This window comes from Novosphingobium malaysiense (assembly GCF_000802225.1).
In the GTDB taxonomy this organism is placed as follows: Bacteria; Pseudomonadota; Alphaproteobacteria; order Sphingomonadales; family Sphingomonadaceae; genus Novosphingobium; species Novosphingobium malaysiense.
In genome coordinates this window covers 484,066-499,327 of the sequence record NZ_JTDI01000003.1, presented here as the reverse complement: position 1 = coordinate 499,327, position 15,262 = coordinate 484,066, and the positions used below count along the sequence as shown (strand labels likewise).

Genomic DNA, 15,262 nt, shown 5'->3' with positions numbered 1-15,262 from the left:
CCTGCGATGAATTTCGACCTGACCGACGAACAGGAAATGATGCGCGACACCTTTGCGCGCTTCCTTGACGACAACTCAAGCACTGCCCGGGTTCGCAAGGCCCTGGAGAACGGCGGCTTCGATGCCGAATTGTGGGAAGGTCTCGCCGAACTCGGCGCTTTCGCCATGCGCGTATCCGAGGAGGCCGGCGGTATGGGCCTCGGCCTGCTCGACGCCGCAGTGCTGATGGAAGAAGCGGGCCGTACTCTGGTATCGGGCCCCCTCGCCGAAGCACTGGTCGCCACCAGCCTGCTGGCGCGCCTTGGCGGTCAGGACGAGTTGCTTGAGAATGCCATTGCCGGTGCATCGGTCGTGACCATCGCGATGCACGACGTCGCCGAGTTCCCCAAGCAGTGGGTTGCCGGTGGGCTGGTTGCCGACGCTGTTGTCGCGCGCAAGGGCAACGACATCGTACTCGTTTCCGTCCCGGAAGAGGCGCGCGTCGCCGAACCCAATCTGGCGACCACGCCGATTGCCGAACTCGATCTGGGCGCCCTGCCCTCGACCGTTCTTGCCAGCGGCGACGACGCCCTTGCCGCTTTCGCGAGCGGCCTCGAGGAATGGAAGCTGCTGATGGCGGTCGCGCTGTCCGGGCTCAGCCGCGCAGCGCTGATGATGGCGGCCGAATATGCCGGCGAGCGCAAGGCCTTCGGCGTGTTCATCGGCACCTTCCAGGCGCTGTCCCATCCGATGGCGGACCTGATCTGCGAAATCGATTCCTCCAAGTTCCTCGCCTGGCGGGCCATGCGCTCGATCGCCGACGGACAGACCGAAGCCGGTGCGCAGATCTCGCTCTCGATCTGGTACGCTGCTGGTGCTGCCGGCCGCACAGTGCGCCACGCCGTGCAGACGTTCGGCGGAATCGGCCTCACCACCGAGCACGACATTCACCTCTACAACCTGCGCGCCAAGGCCTGGCCGCTGATCGCGGGCGATCCGGAAGACTGGCTCGCGGAAGCCGGCCGCCGTCTCTACGCCGGGGAGACCACGAGCCTCCCCGATGTGGGGGAACTGGCCATCGAGTTCGATCTCGGCGAAGATGCCCGCGCGATCCAGAAGGAAATCCACGAGTTCTTCGCGAAGAACGTCACCGACGAGCAGCGCGAGAAGTTCCATTTCTCGTGGGAAGGCCATAACCCGGTCATCCACAAGCAGCTCGTCGAGGCAAACCTGGCCTATCTGCAACTGCCCAAGGATGTCGGTGGCCGCGGCCTCGATCCCTATGCGGTGACTGCCGCGCGCGATGCGTTCGAGGAAGAAGGCTGGACCAACCCGGTCGCTGGCGTTGCCCAGATGGTCGCGCTGATCATGTACCGCTTCGGCACCGACGAACTGAAGCGCGACGTCCTGTCGAAGGTCATGTCGGGTGACGCGATCTGCTCGCTCGGCTACTCCGAACCCGGCTGTGGCTCGGACGTCTTCGCCGCCAAGTGCAAGGCCACCCAGCAGGAAGACGGCTCCTGGCTGATCGACGGTACCAAGATGTGGACCAGCGGCGCCAACCTGACCGACTATGTGCTCATGCTCTGCCGCACCGATCCGGACGCCCCCAAGCACAAGGGCCTGACGATGTTCATCGTTCCGCTCAAGGCTGAGGGCGTGACCGTGCAGGCCGTCCACACTTTCATGGACGAGCGCACCAACGTCACTTTCTATGACAACGTGCGCATTCCCGACACCTGGCGCCTGGGGCCGATCAACGGCGGCGGCCGCACGATGGCCGCAAGCCTCGAGCTCGAGCATGGCGGCGGCTTCGCCAAAGTTCAGCGCGCGATGCTCGAAGATGCCGAGGAACTGTGCGGGGAAATCAAGGTCACCGGCGGCGGCAAGCTGATCGACACGCCCAAGGCACAGGCCCGGCTGGCCCGCACGTATGCCAACGTGCTCGCCTCCGAGATGATCGCCTACCGCGCCAACTGGACGCAGGTCCACGGCAAGGGCAACGGCGCCTACGGTCCGATGGCCAAGATGTTCTCGTCCGAACTGTTCATCACCGATTCGCGCGACCTCCTCGATCTCACCGCGCCGCATTCGCTCTCGAAGCGCAAGGGCGCGGCCGATGCCATCAACCTCGCCTATCGCCATGCCCACGGCACGACGATCTACGGCGGCACCAGCCAGGTGCATCGCTCGATGATCGCCGAAAAGGGCCTGGGCCTGCCGCGTTCGCGCAACTGAGGAGGGGGAAACAATGTCTGAACAGGAAGCGCCGCACCTGCTTGTCGACGATACGTCCGAACCGGGCATCATCATCTGCACGCTGAACCGGCCGGACAAACTCAACGCCATCAGCCGCGAGATGATGGACCTGCTGACCGAAGCCGTGCTGCGCCTGCGCGACACGCCCGAGCTCAAGGTCATGCTGATCCGTTCGACAGGGCGCTATTTCAGCTCGGGCGCGGACCTGCGCGGCGGCAACCGGAACATCATTTCGGAAGTCAACGTCGCCAGCAACTCGGCCAGCAAGATCCGCGAGAACCACCGCCTCAACCTCAACAACATGCAGCAGTTGTGGGACGAGATGGAGCACGTGGAAAAGCCCATCGTCGCGGCCCATCAGGCCATGTGCGTGGGCGGTGGTCTCGAAATGTCGCTCTCGTGCGACTTCCGCCTTGCTGCGAAGAGCGCCGGCTACGCCTTCCCCGAAGGCCTGTTCGGCGTGCTGCCGGCATCGGGCGGTGTCTCGCGTCTCACGCGGCTGTGCGGTCCGCACTGGGCGCGCTGGTTGATCATGGCCAACAAGCCGGCTCCGGCCGACATGGCTTTCACCATGGGCCTCGTCCATCAGGTCTACGAGGACGAGACCTTCGACGAGGACGTGCTGGAGTTCTGCCGCCACCTGACCAAGCAGAACGGCGAACAGATGGGCGCAGCCAAGGTCGCGATCGACCTGTGCGCCGAAGTCGGCCGCGATTCCGCGCGTCATGTCGAGCGCATGGCCAACTCGGGGCTCATGCTCAACCCGGACTACATCAAGGGTATGGAAGCGTACCTCAAGGGCGTGGGCGGCAAGAAGAAGTAGGCCGTCGGCCAAAGCTCTCGTGTATGACCACCCGGGGCGGAATTAATGCTCCGGGTGTTCGCCGCTGCGCGCATCGCGGACCGCCAGTTCCATCAGGCGTGCGCCGGGCAACAGGAAACGATCCTCGCTCACCTCCGGCCCCATCTTCACCTGCCGGCGCAGATCTATGTCGGTGGCAATGGTGATGGAGCGCTCGATCCCGATCATCACCATCGTGGCCATGGAGGTATCGAGTCCCGCAGCAAGTTCGTCATGCCCCATTTGCTGCACCAGCAGGGCAATGACCGGCCGGGTGCTGTCGATGCGATGGCGTAGCATGCGCTCGTCGCGCTGGTCGGCCAGGGCATTGCGCATGTGTAACAGGCGCGCGTGACGTAGCCAAAAGGCGTGATAGCTGCGCACGAAGCGATAACAGCAATCGAACAGATGCTCGTCGGGCCAGCGCTCGCGCAGGTTGCACAGATAAGCTTCCTCGGCCGTCGCCATGACTGGCTCGAGCACCGCCAGCAGCAGTTCGGTCAGATCGGTGAAATAGTTGTAGAGAGACGTCATCCCGAGCGATGCCCGCCGCGCCACCGCACTGAGCGTGAACGGTTCGTCGGTGCTGTCGATCAGTTCGATCGCCGCCGCCAGGATCCGCTCGCGCGTAACCCTGCCTTTGCGCCCCAGCTTCTGGCCGTTGAGATTGTGGCTGACGGCCGCGCACGAATCCGTGACTGCGGCCGCAAGCGCGGGGGGGAGCGCGGCCAGACTGGGCGCGTCTTGTTCCATCACTCCTCTCCCCATGCCGCGTTCCGGCTCAGGCCGGCTCCGCCTGGCCGACAGGCCACGCGACGATCTTCACGTCGGTGTATTCCTCGATTCCTTCGACACCCCATTCGCGCCCCATACCGCTGGCCTTGAAACCGCCAAAGGGAATATCGCCGGCAATGCACATGCCGTTGTTGACGCTCATTGAGCCGGTGCGCACGCGACGGGCAATGTTCATTGCCCGGTCGTGGCTGCCCGAAACGCCGCCGGAGAGGCCATACGAGCTTTCGTTGGCAATGCGGATCGCATCTTCATCATCCTCGTAGGGGATGACGACCAGGACCGGGCCGAATATCTCTTCCTGGGCAATGCGCATGTCGTTCGTGACGTCGACGAAGCAGGTCGGCTCGACGAAATAGCCGCCGCCCTTGTCGGGACGGATGTTGCCTCCCACGAGCAAAGTCGCGCCTTCTTCCTTGCCGAGATCGATATAGCCCTTCACGCGCTCCATCTGGCGTTTGGAAACGACCGGGCCCATGATGTGCTCAGGATTGTCGACATCACCCCAGTTGTCGCCGAACTGGCCGTAGGCACCCTTGAGGATCGCCTTGGCTTCCTCGTAACGGCTCTTGGGAACCAGCAGGCGAGACTGCACGGCGCAACCCTGCCCGGCGTGGAAGACCAGGATGGTCATGCCGACGTCCATTGCGAAGTTGGGCGCATCGTCGAGTACGATCTTGGCCGACTTGCCGCCAAGTTCGAGGAAGACTCGCTTCAACGTCGGAGCGCCCTGCTCCATGATGCGCTTGCCGACACCGGTCGAACCGGTGAACGAGATCAGGTCGACGCGCGGGTCCTGCACCAGCATTTCGCCGGCCAGAGCCGGATCGGATCCGAACACCACGTTGATAACGCCATCGGGGAAACCGGCTTCCTTGGCCAGTTCACCGAAGATCGCACCCATGCCCGGGGTATCGGGAGCGGGCTTGAGGATCACCGTGCAGCCGGCCAGCAGAGCGGCCACGACCTTGCCGATGTTGACGTAGAGCGGAACGTTCCACGGGGTAATGGCACCGACCACGCCGACCGCTTCACGCAGGCCGACGCGCTTGTGGATCGCACCGAAGGCTTCCTTTTCGCCATAGTCGGTTTCCCATTCGACCTTGTCGAACACCGCCATGTAATCGTCCCAACCGTCGAGAGCCATATCGACATGGGCGCGATTGACGGCGCCCTGGGCGGCACCGGCCTCGTGCATGGCCAGCTCGCCGAGCCGCGCCCGGTTCTTCTCGAACAGCTCGCGGTACTTCTTCACCAGCGCCACGCGCTTTTCGACGTTGGTCGACCAGTCGGTGGTATCGAAGGCCTTGCGGGCCGCAGCGATCGCCGCATCGACGTCCTCTGCAGTAGCATCCGCCGCCTTGCCGACGGGCTTGCCGGTCCAGGGGCTGATGACGTCGAACGTGCGGCCGCCGGTGGCATCGCACAGCTTGCCATCGATGAAGAGCTTGGCATCTGGAAGGGTGGTCATGGGTCTGTCCTTGGCAAGTGTCGATATCAGATCAATGAATTGGGTCGCCGGTCAGGACGGCTTGCGGGCACCGACGGTGACGAGCGAAAGCCTCACGTCGGGGGGAAGATCGAGCACGGACCGGAACACGCCCGTTACCGAGTTCGAGTGCGAAACCGGGCGGGTGCGCAAGTCGAGGCCGTTCTTGGCGCATCCCATGTGGAAACGCATGGCCGCGTCCTGATCCCAGCCCGGAGCCTGCTTCTCCTCGTCGTACATCGGTCCAGCGCGCACGGTGGTGACGCGGATGCCCGATTCCTCCAGTTCCGCTTCGAGCGCAGAACTGAACATCTCCAGACCGGCCTTGGTGGTCTGGTAGAGCGACAGCATCACGAAGGGCACATCGATCGACTCGCTGCCCACGTTGATGATCTGCGCGCCTGCTTCCATCATCGGAATGGCCGCACGGCAGCAGTAGATCGGACCGTTGAGATTGGTGGCGACGATGGTGTCGATCTGCTTGTCCGTCGCCTCTGCCACCGTGAACGGTTCGTAGACGGCGGCATTGTTGATCAGCACATCGATCTTGGGGTGCGTTTCGGCAATCGTAGCGAAAGCCTGGCGGACCGAGTCGGCATTGCCGACGTCGCATTGCACGGCCATGGCCGGATCGCCCAGCTCCTCGACGACGGCCTGAACCTTCGAAAGGGTCCGGCCAAGCAGGATCACGGTTTCGCCTTCGCTTGCAAAGCGGCGCGCCAGTGCCTTGCCAAGGCCTGCACCGGCACCGGTAATGACGATCGTCTTGCCCACAGTTCCTCCCAAACAATGAAGTTCAGCGCGACGGCGAAACGCCGTTCTCAAACGCCTTATTGATTTCCTGCCTAGATAGCTTCTCGGCAAGGCTCTGCCTATCGCGGTCGCGATAGTTGGCAAGACCGCATTCCGGTTGCGCTCCAGCGATAGCGGATCACTCGCTCCACGAAGCCGTTGTCGCCGGCCTGCCCGTCAGGTTTTCCAGCATCGTGTCGAGGGTCCGCAGCAGGTCTTCCTGATCCTTTTCGGAGACGCCTTTCAAGGCCGCCTCGGATGTCTCGATCGCCAGCGGCTGCAATCGCTCCATCATCTCTCGCCCACGCGGAGTGAGGAAAAGGCGCCAGGCCCTGCGATCGGCAGGGTCGGCCCTGCGCTCGACAAGGCCGGCATCCTGCATGCGGTCGATCATTCGGCCAGCGGTGATAGGTTCGACTTCCAGGATCTCGGCAAGCCCGCCCTGCTTGATCCCTTCGTGGCGCAGGAGCACGCTGAGGACCTGCCATTGCGGCCGGGTAACGCCGATCTCTCGTGCGCGTTCGTCGAAGGCCCGCCGCATCAAACGAGCGACCTGAGCCAGAACAGTCCCCACCCTGCGTTCCATCACGACAGGATTAGTAGGCTTGCTTAGTATTGACCAGCCAAATTTGCGCGGGCGCCAATCAGGCCGGCTTGCCGTCCATTTCCACGATCAGGCGCGTGAGAGTCTGGCGCGCAATCTTCCAGCCCTCGGCGGTTCGCACGCAGGTCTCGTGATAGTGCCCGTAGCCGGTCAGCGCGAATTCATCCTTCACGACGCGGTCCTGCATCGCCCAGACCACTTCGGCACTGTCGCCCTCCACGGTAATCTGCGGCGAATGGATCTGATGGGCGGTCTTGGCGTCGGAAAGCGACTGGCGAACCATGTCCACGAAGCGATCGCGTCCCTCCTCCAGCGTGCCCCCGCTCGGGCGCGTATCGACGACGCAATCCTCGGTGAAGAGCTCGCGCCAGCCTTCCCAGTCCTTGGTGTCGAGCAGCCGGCAATAGGCCGCCTTCAGATTGCAGATCGCCAGCCAGTCGGCGAAATCGGGTGTCGCAGTCATCGTCTCTCCCCTCGTCCGGTCGTTCAACCGGCGGCTTCCAGGCGCTTGGCCGCCAGCTTGCGCAAGTCCGCCGTCTTGATCTTGGCGCTGCCGGTGGTCTTGAGATCGCTCTCCTCCACGAAGAGCACCCGGCGCGGCAGCTTGTAGCTGGCCAGCTTCTCCTTGGCGTAGGCGCGGATCTCCGCCTCCTCGAGACTGACCCCTTCGTGCGGCACGATGCACGAGACGACCATCTCGCCAAGCAGTTCGTCTGGCACACCGACGGTCTGCGAGATCTTCACGCCGGGGCATTCGCGGATGACCGCATCGATCTCGAGCGGCGAGACGTTGGCGCCGCCCGTCTTGATGATGTCGTTTAGACGCCCTTCCCAGTAGAGGCGGCCATCGGCATCCACGTAGCCGCCGTCGCTGGTGCGCAGGAAGCCTTCGTCGTCCACCGATTCCGCAAGCGGCACGCCGAGGTAGCCGAGCATCAGCGTAGGGCCCTTCACCGCAATCTCGCCACGCTCACCGATCGGCAGGGTGGCGCCGGTCAGCGGCTCCACGATCTTGACGATCGAGCCGGCGGTGGGAAGGCCGTGACTGCCGCGCGTTTCGTCTTCCGGCGTGTTGGCCGGATAGACGGTGATGAGCGTGAACGTCTCGGTATTGCCATAGGCCCATTCCGGCTGGCGCCAGTTGGACTTCACCGTCTTGTGGCGGGCCAGCGGCGTCAGCATGTCGACATACTTGAGACTGGAAAGGTCAACGTCCTCGTAATTGGGCGCGGCCTCGAGCTGGGCCCACTGGTGCGGCCAGGCGACCGGCATCGTCACCTTCTCGCGCTCCATCAACGTCAGCGCTTCCTCGGCGTCGAACCAGCGCTGCAGGACGAGCGTACCGCCGGCCGCAAGCGTTGCCCCCATGCCCTGACAGAAGTTGCCCGACCAGAAGAAGCCATTGGCGGACCAGGTGCGCGGGGCTTCTTCCAGATCATACCATTGCACCCAGCGCCACGCCTGAAGACAGGCGCCGCGATTGGCGGATAGAATGCCCTTCACCTTGCCGGTCGAGCCGGAACTGAACAACAGGATGCCCGGATCGGCCGGAGCGACTTGCGCGGCGCGGGCATCGACAAGCGCCGGGTCAACGGCTTGGCCGCGGGCCAGGAACGCCGCGGTGCCTTCGATCGCGCCCAGTCCTTCATCGCTGTCGATGAAAGCGACATGGGACAGGAACGGATAGCGCGCGGAATGGAAATCTCCCGGCGTGCCGGATTCGAGCAGCGGCTCGAGCCCCGTAAGGATCTCGCCAAAGTCCTTCTTGAGCACCTTGCGCTCGGCCAGCACGACGGAGACTCCCGAGGCGGTCAGGACCTCGTCGAGTTCGGTCGGGGTGAAAAAAGTGCTGATGGGTGTCGGAATCCCGCCTGCCAGCGCGGTTCCGAAGACGTTGGAGAGGAATTCCGGCCGGTTCGTGGCTATCACGCCTACACGCGTGCCCTTGCCGATGCCGCAGGCGACGAGAGCCCGGGCCACGGCCATGCTCTTTTCCCAGAGCTCGGAATAGGTCCAGCGGATCGCTTCGCCCTCGAGATGAAGGACGAGAGCCTCTTTCGGCCCGTGCGCGTCGCAAACCTCGCGGATCAAGCCAGCGAGGGTAAGGGCGCCGATGTCCGGTTCCTCGCTGAGCGGAATACCGCGGACCACCGACATGCCGTCCACCACTTCGACCTTCGCTGTCATCAATCCCGTCCCGTTCCCGTTTGTCGTAAGCGGAAACGCCCGGCGTCGCACGGAGCGGCCACCGGGCGCTTGCCGGTTTGCCCGATCAGGCGTTCACGTCGACGATGTAACGGCCCTTCACCTCACCCGACATGAACTTCTTGGCCGCCTCGATGGCGTCGCCGAGACCGATGGTCTGGCCGATGGTGTCGAGCACTGCCGGGTCGAGATCCTTGGCGAGACGGTCCCACGCCTTCAGGCGCTTGGCCTTCGGAGCCATCACGGAGTCGATGCCGAGCAGCGAGACGCCGCGCAAAATGAACGGCATGACGGTGGCGGGCAGGTCCATGCCCTGGGCCAGACCGCAGGCCGCGACGGCGCCGCCGTACTTGGTCTGGGCGCAGGCATTGGCAAGCGTGAAGCTGCCGGCCGTATCCACGACGCCAGCCCAGCGCTCCTTTTGGAGCGGCTTGCCCTTTTCGGACATTTCGGAACGATCGATGATGGTCTCGGCGCCCAGCGACTTGAGGTAGTCGGCTTCCGATGCCTTGCCCGTGAGCGCGGCGACCGAGAAGCCGAGTTTCTTGAGCAGCGCAATGGCAACCGAACCCACGCCGCCGGTGGCACCGGTGACGAGAACTTCCCCCTGATCCGGCGTCACGCCGGCATCGATCAGCGCATCGACGCAGAGCGCGGCGGTGTAGCCGGCGGTGCCGATGGCCATGGCCTGCGCCGGGGTGAAGGCGCTCGGCAGCGGGACGAGCCAGTCGCCCTTGAGCTTGGCCTTCTGCGCCAGACCGCCCCAGTGGACTTCGCCAACGCCCCACCCGTTGAGAACGACGGTGTCGCCGACCTTCCACTCGGTATTGCTGCTCTCGGTTACGGTGCCGACAAGGTCGATGCCCGGAACCATCGGGAACTTGCGCACGACCGGCGAGCTGCCGGTGATCGCAAGGCCATCCTTGAAGTTGAGCGTCGAGAACGCGACGTCGATCGTCACGTCGCCTTCGGGCAGCGCGCTTTCCTCGAGCTGTTGCAGGGTAACGGTCTGGCCGTCGTCGGTCTTGTCGATCACGATAGCGGAAAACATGGAAAACTCCCTTCCTTCCGGCGCCGTGCGCCTTTCGATCATGCGTGCGACGGACCGCCCGTTGCAGTGGCCCGACCTTGGTACTTCACCCCCTGCTGAAAAGGGAACTGTCGCTTCGCGTCAATGGCGATGCAACCGGGCATCGCCGAGGCGAAGTGAGACGTCGGCTAACCACACCGCCTGCGGTTCGTGGCGAGCGCAGTCGAGACACGACAGCACCGGAACGACGTGCCTCGTTCGCTCGACACGAACGAAACCTTATCGCGGCCCTGCCGCTTCCGCAGCTTCCTTGCGCAGGCGCTCCGCCACTCCGGGAAAGGCCTCCGCACGCATCGTGCCGTACATCGAAATGCGCAATATCTCATGACTGAACCGCCGCGCGAGTTCGGTGCGTTCCGCATCGTCGGCGGCATGGGCACGCGCGAGAATCGGCCAGAAGAACACTCCGGCGAGGTTGACCACCGACAGCACTTCGGAATCTATGCCCGGCTCGGCCAGGTCGGTGCCGGCAAACCGGCGTAGCGAGCCGCAGTATTCGCGCCAGAACGGATCCTGGCTGGGATCGGGCGAGGCCAGCACCTGCTGCAGCCAAACCCGGCAAATATCCGGATTCTCCATCGCGAAGTCGCAGAGACGGTCGGTAAGCGCAGCCACGTCGACGCGCTCCACCTGGCGCTCACCTATCGTGGCAGGATCGCCGAAGACGGCGCGGAACAGCTTGTCCGAAACCCAATGGATCGTGGCTTCGATCAGCTTCTCGCGCGTTTCGAAATGTTGGTAGGCGGTGCCGCGATTGACGGCAGCAAGATGGGCAACGGCAGACAGACTGACGCCCTCGACCCCGTCCTTCGCCAGCAGATTGCTGGCCGCCTCGAGAATCGTCTCGCGCGTCGCCGCAGGGTCTCTCACCCGGCGTTTCGTCTTCGCTTCCATGTTCCTGCCCCGGATTGCTGAAACCGGAGCATAACCATGAAATGACTAATCGACAATGTTGACTAGAACCCGCTCCATCGTGGGAGCGGGTTCCGGTGAAGGGTTGAGCTCAGACGCTCAGGCGACCGAAAGCAGCCGGGCCCGCATAATGTGCCGCCTTGCCCAGTTCTTCCTCGATACGGATGAGCTGGTTATACTTGGCAAGCCGGTCCGATCGCGCAAGCGACCCGGTCTTGATCTGGCCACAGTTTGTGGCAACCGCGAGGTCGGCGATGGTCGCGTCCTCTGTCTCGCCCGAACGGTGCGACATGACGGCGGTGTAGCCGGCCCGGTTGGCGATCGAGACCGCTTCGAGCGTCTCGGTGAGCGAACCGATCTGGTTGACCTTGACCAGCAGCGAGTTGGCGAGGCCCTGCTCGATGCCCATGGTCAGACGCTGCGGATTGGTGACGAAGAGGTCGTCGCCCACCAGCTGAACCTTGTCGCCGATCTTGTCGGTCAGCGCCTTCCAGCCCTCGAAGTCGTCCTCGCTCATGCCGTCCTCGATCGAAATGATCGGATAGGCATCGCACAGGTCCGCGAGGTAGTCGGCAAAGGCGGTCGGTTCGAGCGAGAGGCCCTCACCGCTGATTTCGTACTTGCCGTTCTTGAAGAACTCGGTCGAGGCGCAGTCGAGCGCGATCTGGATGTCGCTGCCGACCTTGAAGCCGGCCTTTTCGATCGAGGCCATGATGAAGTCGAGCGCATCGCGGGTGCTGGCGAGGTTCGGTGCGAAGCCGCCCTCGTCGCCCACTGCGGTGGCAAGGCCCTTCTCGGAGAGACCCTTCTTGAGCGTGTGGAACACTTCCGACCCCCAGCGCACCGCCTCGGCAATCGAGTCCGCGCCAACCGGCATGATCATGAATTCCTGGAAGTCGATCGGGTTGTCGGCGTGTTCGCCGCCGTTGATGATGTTCATCATCGGCACCGGCAGGACATGGGCGGAAACCCCACCGATATAGCTGTAGAGCGGCAGTCCGCGGGCATTGGCAGCCGCCTTGGCGACGGCCATGCTGGTACCGAGAATGGCATTGGCGCCGAGACGCCCCTTGTTCTCGGTCCCGTCGAGGGCGATCATCGACAGGTCGAGATCGCGCTGGTCTTCGGCGTCCATGCCCACCAGCGCCTCTGCAATTTCGGTGTTCACGGCCTCGACGGCCTTGAGCACGCCCTTGCCCATGTAGCGTCCCTTGTCGCCATCGCGCAGTTCGACGGCCTCGTGCGCCCCGGTCGAAGCGCCGGAGGGAACCGCAGCGCGACCGAAGCTGCCATCTTCGAGCAACACGTCCACTTCGACGGTGGGGTTGCCGCGGCTGTCGAGAATTTCGCGGCCGTGAATGTCGATGATAGCAGTCATTTGTGCGGGTCTCCTCCTGCCGGCGCCGGCATGCGCCACTTTTCGGCGCCTTAAGCGGGGGAACCCGGCCTGACAAGCTGCGTTGCAGCAATATCGCGGAACTTGTGTTACTCTGTCCGCATACCATTTATAAGAAAGTTCGTCCCGCAAGGATACTACAGGAAGGAAATCGCAATGGCCGATCCCACCGTTCCCACTTCTGACGGCACTGAAAACGCGAAGAACCACTTCACCAAGGCAATGGAAGAAGCCAAGGCCGGAGCGCAGGCGCTCGCCGATGAATATCGCGGGAAGTTCAACAAGACGACAGGCGAATGGTCCGACGAAGCCAAGACCCGTTCGGACGAGGCCAAGGGCAAGGCCAATGCCTTCGCAGCCGACGCCAAAGTCAAGGCGACCGAATATGCCAACGAGGGCAAGGCCCGCACAAGCAAGGCCATCGTCGGCCTTTCCAAGGCGATCGACGAAAATGTCGGCCTGATCGACGAGAAGGTCGGTGCGAAGTACGGCGACTATGCCCGCAATGCCTCCAAGTCGATGCAGGATGCAGCCACCAAGCTGGACGAGAAGACCCTCGACGAACTGGGCGAGGACGCGCGTGAATTCGTCCGCAAGAGCCCGGGCCTCGCCGTAGGCATGGCGGTTGCTGCCGGCTTCGTGTTCGGCCGCATGTTCAAGGGCAAGTAGTATCGTTCGCGGTTCACCGAAAAGCACGATGACTTTATCCAGCGACGAGCCTGCACCCTTGGCCGAACAGTCAGAGGACCCGACGATTGCCGAGGATCTGCGCCAGCTTGCCGATGAGGCCAAAACGCTGGCGCAGGCCGAACTGGCATTCCAGAAATCGCGCACTGCCTACGCGGGATCCCAGTCCAAGACCATCGCCGCGCTTCTGGTGGTCGCCGCAGTACTGGTTTTCTTCGCCGTCATGGCAATGGTGACCGGCACCGTGATCGCCCTTGGGCCCGTGCTCGGCCTCTGGGGAGCGATGGCGGCCGTAACCCTGAGTCTTTTTGTGCTCGCAGGTGTCTGTGCCCTCGCCGCGCGATCGCGCTTCAAGCACATGATGGCCATCGTCTCCGACGGAAAGGGATCCCGATGAACAGTCAGGCCGCCCAGGTCATGGCCGACCGCGCCGCCCGCGACGCGGCCCGGGCCGTGTTCGAAGAGCATTATCACGCACTCAAGGCCGACATAGAGGAACGCGGTATTACCGGCCGCATCGCCGACGAGATGAAGGAGCAGGCCAAGGACATGTTCGACGAGGCTGTTGCCGTGGCCGAATCCAACCCCGGCGTCATCGGGGGAACTATCGCGGCGCTAGCGCTTTGGATATTGCGAAACCCAATTATCGCCTGGATCGAGAAAGCGCTCGAGCCGGCCGTTGAAAAAGTAAAGGAGCTGGGTAGTGACTGATACCGATCCGACCAAGCAGCCCGCGACGACTCAGCATTCGAACAATGTCGTTCCGCTACAGGCGCAGCCCGCGGAAAAGCGTCCGTCCGAAAAGGTCATCTCCTTCGTCAAGCGTCATCCGGTCCTGACCGTGGCCGGCGCTGTTGCTGCTGGTGTTGCCGCCAGCGCGCTTTTGCCGCGCAAGACGAGCCGCAAGGTTGTCGACAAGGCATTCGGAATGGCGGAAGCCGCTAGCGCGGCCACGATGATGTTCGGTCGGCGCGCGGAGGACAAGGCGCACGCCGTCGGCTCAGATGCCCGCAAGCAGGCGGCGGTTCTGGGCGAAAAGGCGGAAAAGGCCGGCCATGTGACGGCTCTCCGGCTGGAGAAATACGGCTTGGCGGCCATGGCAGCGGCCAGTGCGCTTGGCCGGTCCGCAGCGAAGCGGGCCAGCAAGCTGGGAGACGCGGCTGCCGAAAAGGCCACGCGCATCGGCGATGCGGCATCGGAAAAATCGCATGAAATTGCCGCTGCAACCGAGGATCTGAAGCGCCGCGTCAAGCACTGAGGAAAAGGATTCGGCCCCTTATTGCTAATGATTTGCAACATTGCAGGAAGAGGCATCGCAAATGCGATCTTCTCTTGCCCTTGCCACTGGCAAAAATTATAGGGGCCGCTCCTCCTCCCAATCAGGAAAGCGGCTCTCTCCCATGCAAAAGCTTCATTTAGTCATGGGCGGCCGGGTCAAAGACCCGCGCAGCCTGGAATTCGTCGATCTCAAGCAGCTGGATCTCGTCGGAGTCTTTCCCGACTTCTCTTCGGCGCAGGATGCCTGGAAGTCTGCGGCCCAACGCACTGTCGACGATGCGGAAATGAAGTACGTCATCGTCCACCTGCATCGCTTGCTCGAACCCGAGCTTCCCGACCAATAAGATCTAGATCGATCTGGAAAAAAGAGGGCCGGAACCCAGAATTCCGGCCCTCTTTTTTGTGTAAGGTCGATGTTGAGCCGCTGACGGGCCGCGAACGATCAGATGAATTCGATCTTCTGCACTAGATAGAACTTGTCGCCCGAAGGGACGGTGACCTCGATCTCGTCGTCGACCTTGCGGCCGATCAGAGCCTTGCCCAGCGGCGAGTTGTAGCTGATGCGACCCGCCTTGGCGTCCGCTTCGTACGGGCCGACGATCTGGTAGCGTACCGGCTTGTCGTCGTCGTCGAGCAGGGTCACAGTGGCCCCGAAGATGACCTTGTCGCCGGAAAGCGACGTGGGATCGATGATCTGCGCACGGCTGACCTTGTCCTCGAGATCGGCGATCGTCGCCTCGACCTGGCCCTGGCGTTCCTTGGCGGCGTGATATTCCGCGTTTTCGGAAAGATCGCCGTGAGCCCGTGCTTCCTCGATGGCGTCGACGATACGGGGCCGTTCCTCACGTAACGCCTTCAGCTCGGTGGTTAGCCTTTCATAGCCTTCCGCGAGCATCGGCAACTTTTCGATACTGGCCATTTCTGTTGTCTTCCTCCTG

17 protein-coding genes are annotated in these 15,262 nt (G+C 63.2%); 7 read left to right on the top strand and 10 right to left on the bottom strand.

All coding sequences use genetic code 11. From position 1 onward, the window contains the following. The first annotated feature begins 6 nt into the window (after positions 1-6). Positions 7-2,217 (top strand): acyl-CoA dehydrogenase, encoded by a 2,211-nt coding sequence (locus LK12_RS10345; RefSeq protein WP_039283144.1) that lies wholly within the window; start codon positions 7-9, stop codon positions 2,215-2,217. 13 nt (positions 2,218-2,230) lie between these two features. Next, positions 2,231-3,061, top strand: coding sequence for an enoyl-CoA hydratase/isomerase family protein (locus tag LK12_RS10340; protein ID WP_039283141.1), 831 nt, complete (start codon positions 2,231-2,233; stop codon positions 3,059-3,061). Between the two features lie 42 nt (positions 3,062-3,103). Here the strand turns inward: LK12_RS10340 and LK12_RS10335 are convergent, their stop codons facing one another. From LK12_RS10335 to eno, 9 genes are all read right to left on the bottom strand, one after another. Next, on the bottom strand, positions 3,104-3,832 hold the full coding sequence (locus LK12_RS10335) for a TetR/AcrR family transcriptional regulator (protein ID WP_039283138.1): 729 nt from the start codon (positions 3,830-3,832) through the stop codon (positions 3,104-3,106). A 28-nt stretch (positions 3,833-3,860) separates the two neighbouring features. After that, entirely contained in the window at positions 3,861-5,342 is a 1,482-nt protein-coding gene (locus LK12_RS10330) for an aldehyde dehydrogenase family protein (RefSeq protein ID WP_039283134.1), read from the bottom strand. Positions 5,343-5,393: 51 nt separating this feature from the next. Next, positions 5,394-6,134, bottom strand: coding sequence for an SDR family oxidoreductase (locus tag LK12_RS10325; protein WP_039283131.1), 741 nt, complete (start codon positions 6,132-6,134; stop codon positions 5,394-5,396). A 157-nt stretch (positions 6,135-6,291) separates the two neighbouring features. Next, the gene (locus LK12_RS10320; protein ID WP_039283128.1) at positions 6,292-6,738 is read right to left on the bottom strand and encodes a MarR family winged helix-turn-helix transcriptional regulator; all 447 of its coding nucleotides are present in this window, start codon (positions 6,736-6,738) and stop codon (positions 6,292-6,294) included. Positions 6,739-6,796: 58 nt separating this feature from the next. Continuing rightward, positions 6,797-7,219 carry a nuclear transport factor 2 family protein gene (locus tag LK12_RS10315; RefSeq protein ID WP_052223314.1) on the bottom strand — a complete coding sequence of 141 codons (423 nt, stop codon included), beginning with the start codon at positions 7,217-7,219 and terminating at the stop codon, positions 6,797-6,799. 23 nt (positions 7,220-7,242) lie between these two features. After that, positions 7,243-8,943, bottom strand: coding sequence for a class I adenylate-forming enzyme family protein (locus LK12_RS10310; RefSeq protein ID WP_052223313.1), 1,701 nt, complete (start codon positions 8,941-8,943; stop codon positions 7,243-7,245). An 85-nt stretch (positions 8,944-9,028) separates the two neighbouring features. Continuing rightward, the gene (acuI, locus tag LK12_RS10305) at positions 9,029-10,012 is read right to left on the bottom strand and encodes an acrylyl-CoA reductase (NADPH) (RefSeq protein WP_039285110.1); all 984 of its coding nucleotides are present in this window, start codon (positions 10,010-10,012) and stop codon (positions 9,029-9,031) included. 258 nt (positions 10,013-10,270) lie between these two features. Continuing rightward, entirely contained in the window at positions 10,271-10,945 is a 675-nt protein-coding gene (locus tag LK12_RS10300; protein WP_039283124.1) for a TetR/AcrR family transcriptional regulator, read from the bottom strand. 109 nt (positions 10,946-11,054) lie between these two features. Continuing rightward, the gene (gene eno, locus LK12_RS10295; RefSeq protein WP_039283121.1) at positions 11,055-12,341 is read right to left on the bottom strand and encodes a phosphopyruvate hydratase; all 1,287 of its coding nucleotides are present in this window, start codon (positions 12,339-12,341) and stop codon (positions 11,055-11,057) included. A 174-nt stretch (positions 12,342-12,515) separates the two neighbouring features. Between eno and LK12_RS10290 the strand changes: the two genes are divergently transcribed. The 5 genes from LK12_RS10290 to LK12_RS10270 all read left to right on the top strand — a co-directional run bounded on the left by LK12_RS10290 (position 12,516) and on the right by LK12_RS10270 (position 14,668). Continuing rightward, entirely contained in the window at positions 12,516-13,028 is a 513-nt protein-coding gene (locus LK12_RS10290) for a hypothetical protein (protein ID WP_039283119.1), read from the top strand. Positions 13,029-13,056: 28 nt separating this feature from the next. Further along, complete coding sequence (locus LK12_RS10285; RefSeq protein WP_039283116.1) at positions 13,057-13,443, top strand: phage holin family protein; 387 nt, start codon at positions 13,057-13,059, stop codon at positions 13,441-13,443. Then, positions 13,440-13,757, top strand: coding sequence for a hypothetical protein (locus tag LK12_RS10280; protein WP_039283113.1), 318 nt, complete (start codon positions 13,440-13,442; stop codon positions 13,755-13,757). The genes LK12_RS10285 and LK12_RS10280 overlap by 4 nt, the downstream gene beginning before the upstream one ends. Further along, positions 13,750-14,304: a hypothetical protein gene (locus tag LK12_RS10275; RefSeq protein ID WP_039283111.1), complete on the top strand. Its 555-nt coding sequence runs from the start codon at positions 13,750-13,752 to the stop codon at positions 14,302-14,304. The genes LK12_RS10280 and LK12_RS10275 overlap by 8 nt, the downstream gene beginning before the upstream one ends. 142 nt (positions 14,305-14,446) lie before the next feature. Then, a complete protein-coding gene (locus LK12_RS10270; RefSeq protein ID WP_082010453.1) occupies positions 14,447-14,668 on the top strand; it encodes a DUF4170 domain-containing protein in 222 nt (73 codons plus the stop codon). A 98-nt stretch (positions 14,669-14,766) separates the two neighbouring features. On the opposite strand, the gene greA is transcribed toward LK12_RS10270, so the two are convergent. Then, the gene (gene greA, locus LK12_RS10265; protein WP_039283107.1) at positions 14,767-15,243 is read right to left on the bottom strand and encodes a transcription elongation factor GreA; all 477 of its coding nucleotides are present in this window, start codon (positions 15,241-15,243) and stop codon (positions 14,767-14,769) included. Between the last annotated feature and the right edge of the window lie 19 nt (positions 15,244-15,262).

What these genes read in the sequence shown, in the direction of transcription:
- LK12_RS10345 (WP_039283144.1), top strand. Translation starts at nt 7, where the DNA reads ATGAATTTCGACCTGACCGACGAACAGGAAATGATGCGCGACACCTTT.
- LK12_RS10340 (WP_039283141.1), top strand. Translation starts at nt 2,231, where the DNA reads ATGTCTGAACAGGAAGCGCCGCACCTGCTTGTCGACGATACGTCCGAA.
- LK12_RS10335 (WP_039283138.1), bottom strand. Translation starts at nt 3,832, where the DNA reads ATGGAACAAGACGCGCCCAGTCTGGCCGCGCTCCCCCCCGCGCTTGCG.
- LK12_RS10330 (WP_039283134.1), bottom strand. Translation starts at nt 5,342, where the DNA reads ATGACCACCCTTCCAGATGCCAAGCTCTTCATCGATGGCAAGCTGTGC.
- LK12_RS10320 (WP_039283128.1), bottom strand. Translation starts at nt 6,738, where the DNA reads ATGGAACGCAGGGTGGGGACTGTTCTGGCTCAGGTCGCTCGTTTGATG.
- LK12_RS10315 (WP_052223314.1), bottom strand. Translation starts at nt 7,219, where the DNA reads ATGACTGCGACACCCGATTTCGCCGACTGGCTGGCGATCTGCAATCTG.
- LK12_RS10310 (WP_052223313.1), bottom strand. Translation starts at nt 8,943, where the DNA reads ATGACAGCGAAGGTCGAAGTGGTGGACGGCATGTCGGTGGTCCGCGGT.
- acuI (WP_039285110.1), bottom strand. Translation starts at nt 10,012, where the DNA reads ATGTTTTCCGCTATCGTGATCGACAAGACCGACGACGGCCAGACCGTT.
- LK12_RS10300 (WP_039283124.1), bottom strand. Translation starts at nt 10,945, where the DNA reads ATGGAAGCGAAGACGAAACGCCGGGTGAGAGACCCTGCGGCGACGCGC.
- eno (WP_039283121.1), bottom strand. Translation starts at nt 12,341, where the DNA reads ATGACTGCTATCATCGACATTCACGGCCGCGAAATTCTCGACAGCCGC.
- LK12_RS10290 (WP_039283119.1), top strand. Translation starts at nt 12,516, where the DNA reads ATGGCCGATCCCACCGTTCCCACTTCTGACGGCACTGAAAACGCGAAG.
- LK12_RS10285 (WP_039283116.1), top strand. Translation starts at nt 13,057, where the DNA reads ATGACTTTATCCAGCGACGAGCCTGCACCCTTGGCCGAACAGTCAGAG.
- LK12_RS10280 (WP_039283113.1), top strand. Translation starts at nt 13,440, where the DNA reads ATGAACAGTCAGGCCGCCCAGGTCATGGCCGACCGCGCCGCCCGCGAC.
- LK12_RS10270 (WP_082010453.1), top strand. Translation starts at nt 14,447, where the DNA reads ATGCAAAAGCTTCATTTAGTCATGGGCGGCCGGGTCAAAGACCCGCGC.
- greA (WP_039283107.1), bottom strand. Translation starts at nt 15,243, where the DNA reads ATGGCCAGTATCGAAAAGTTGCCGATGCTCGCGGAAGGCTATGAAAGG.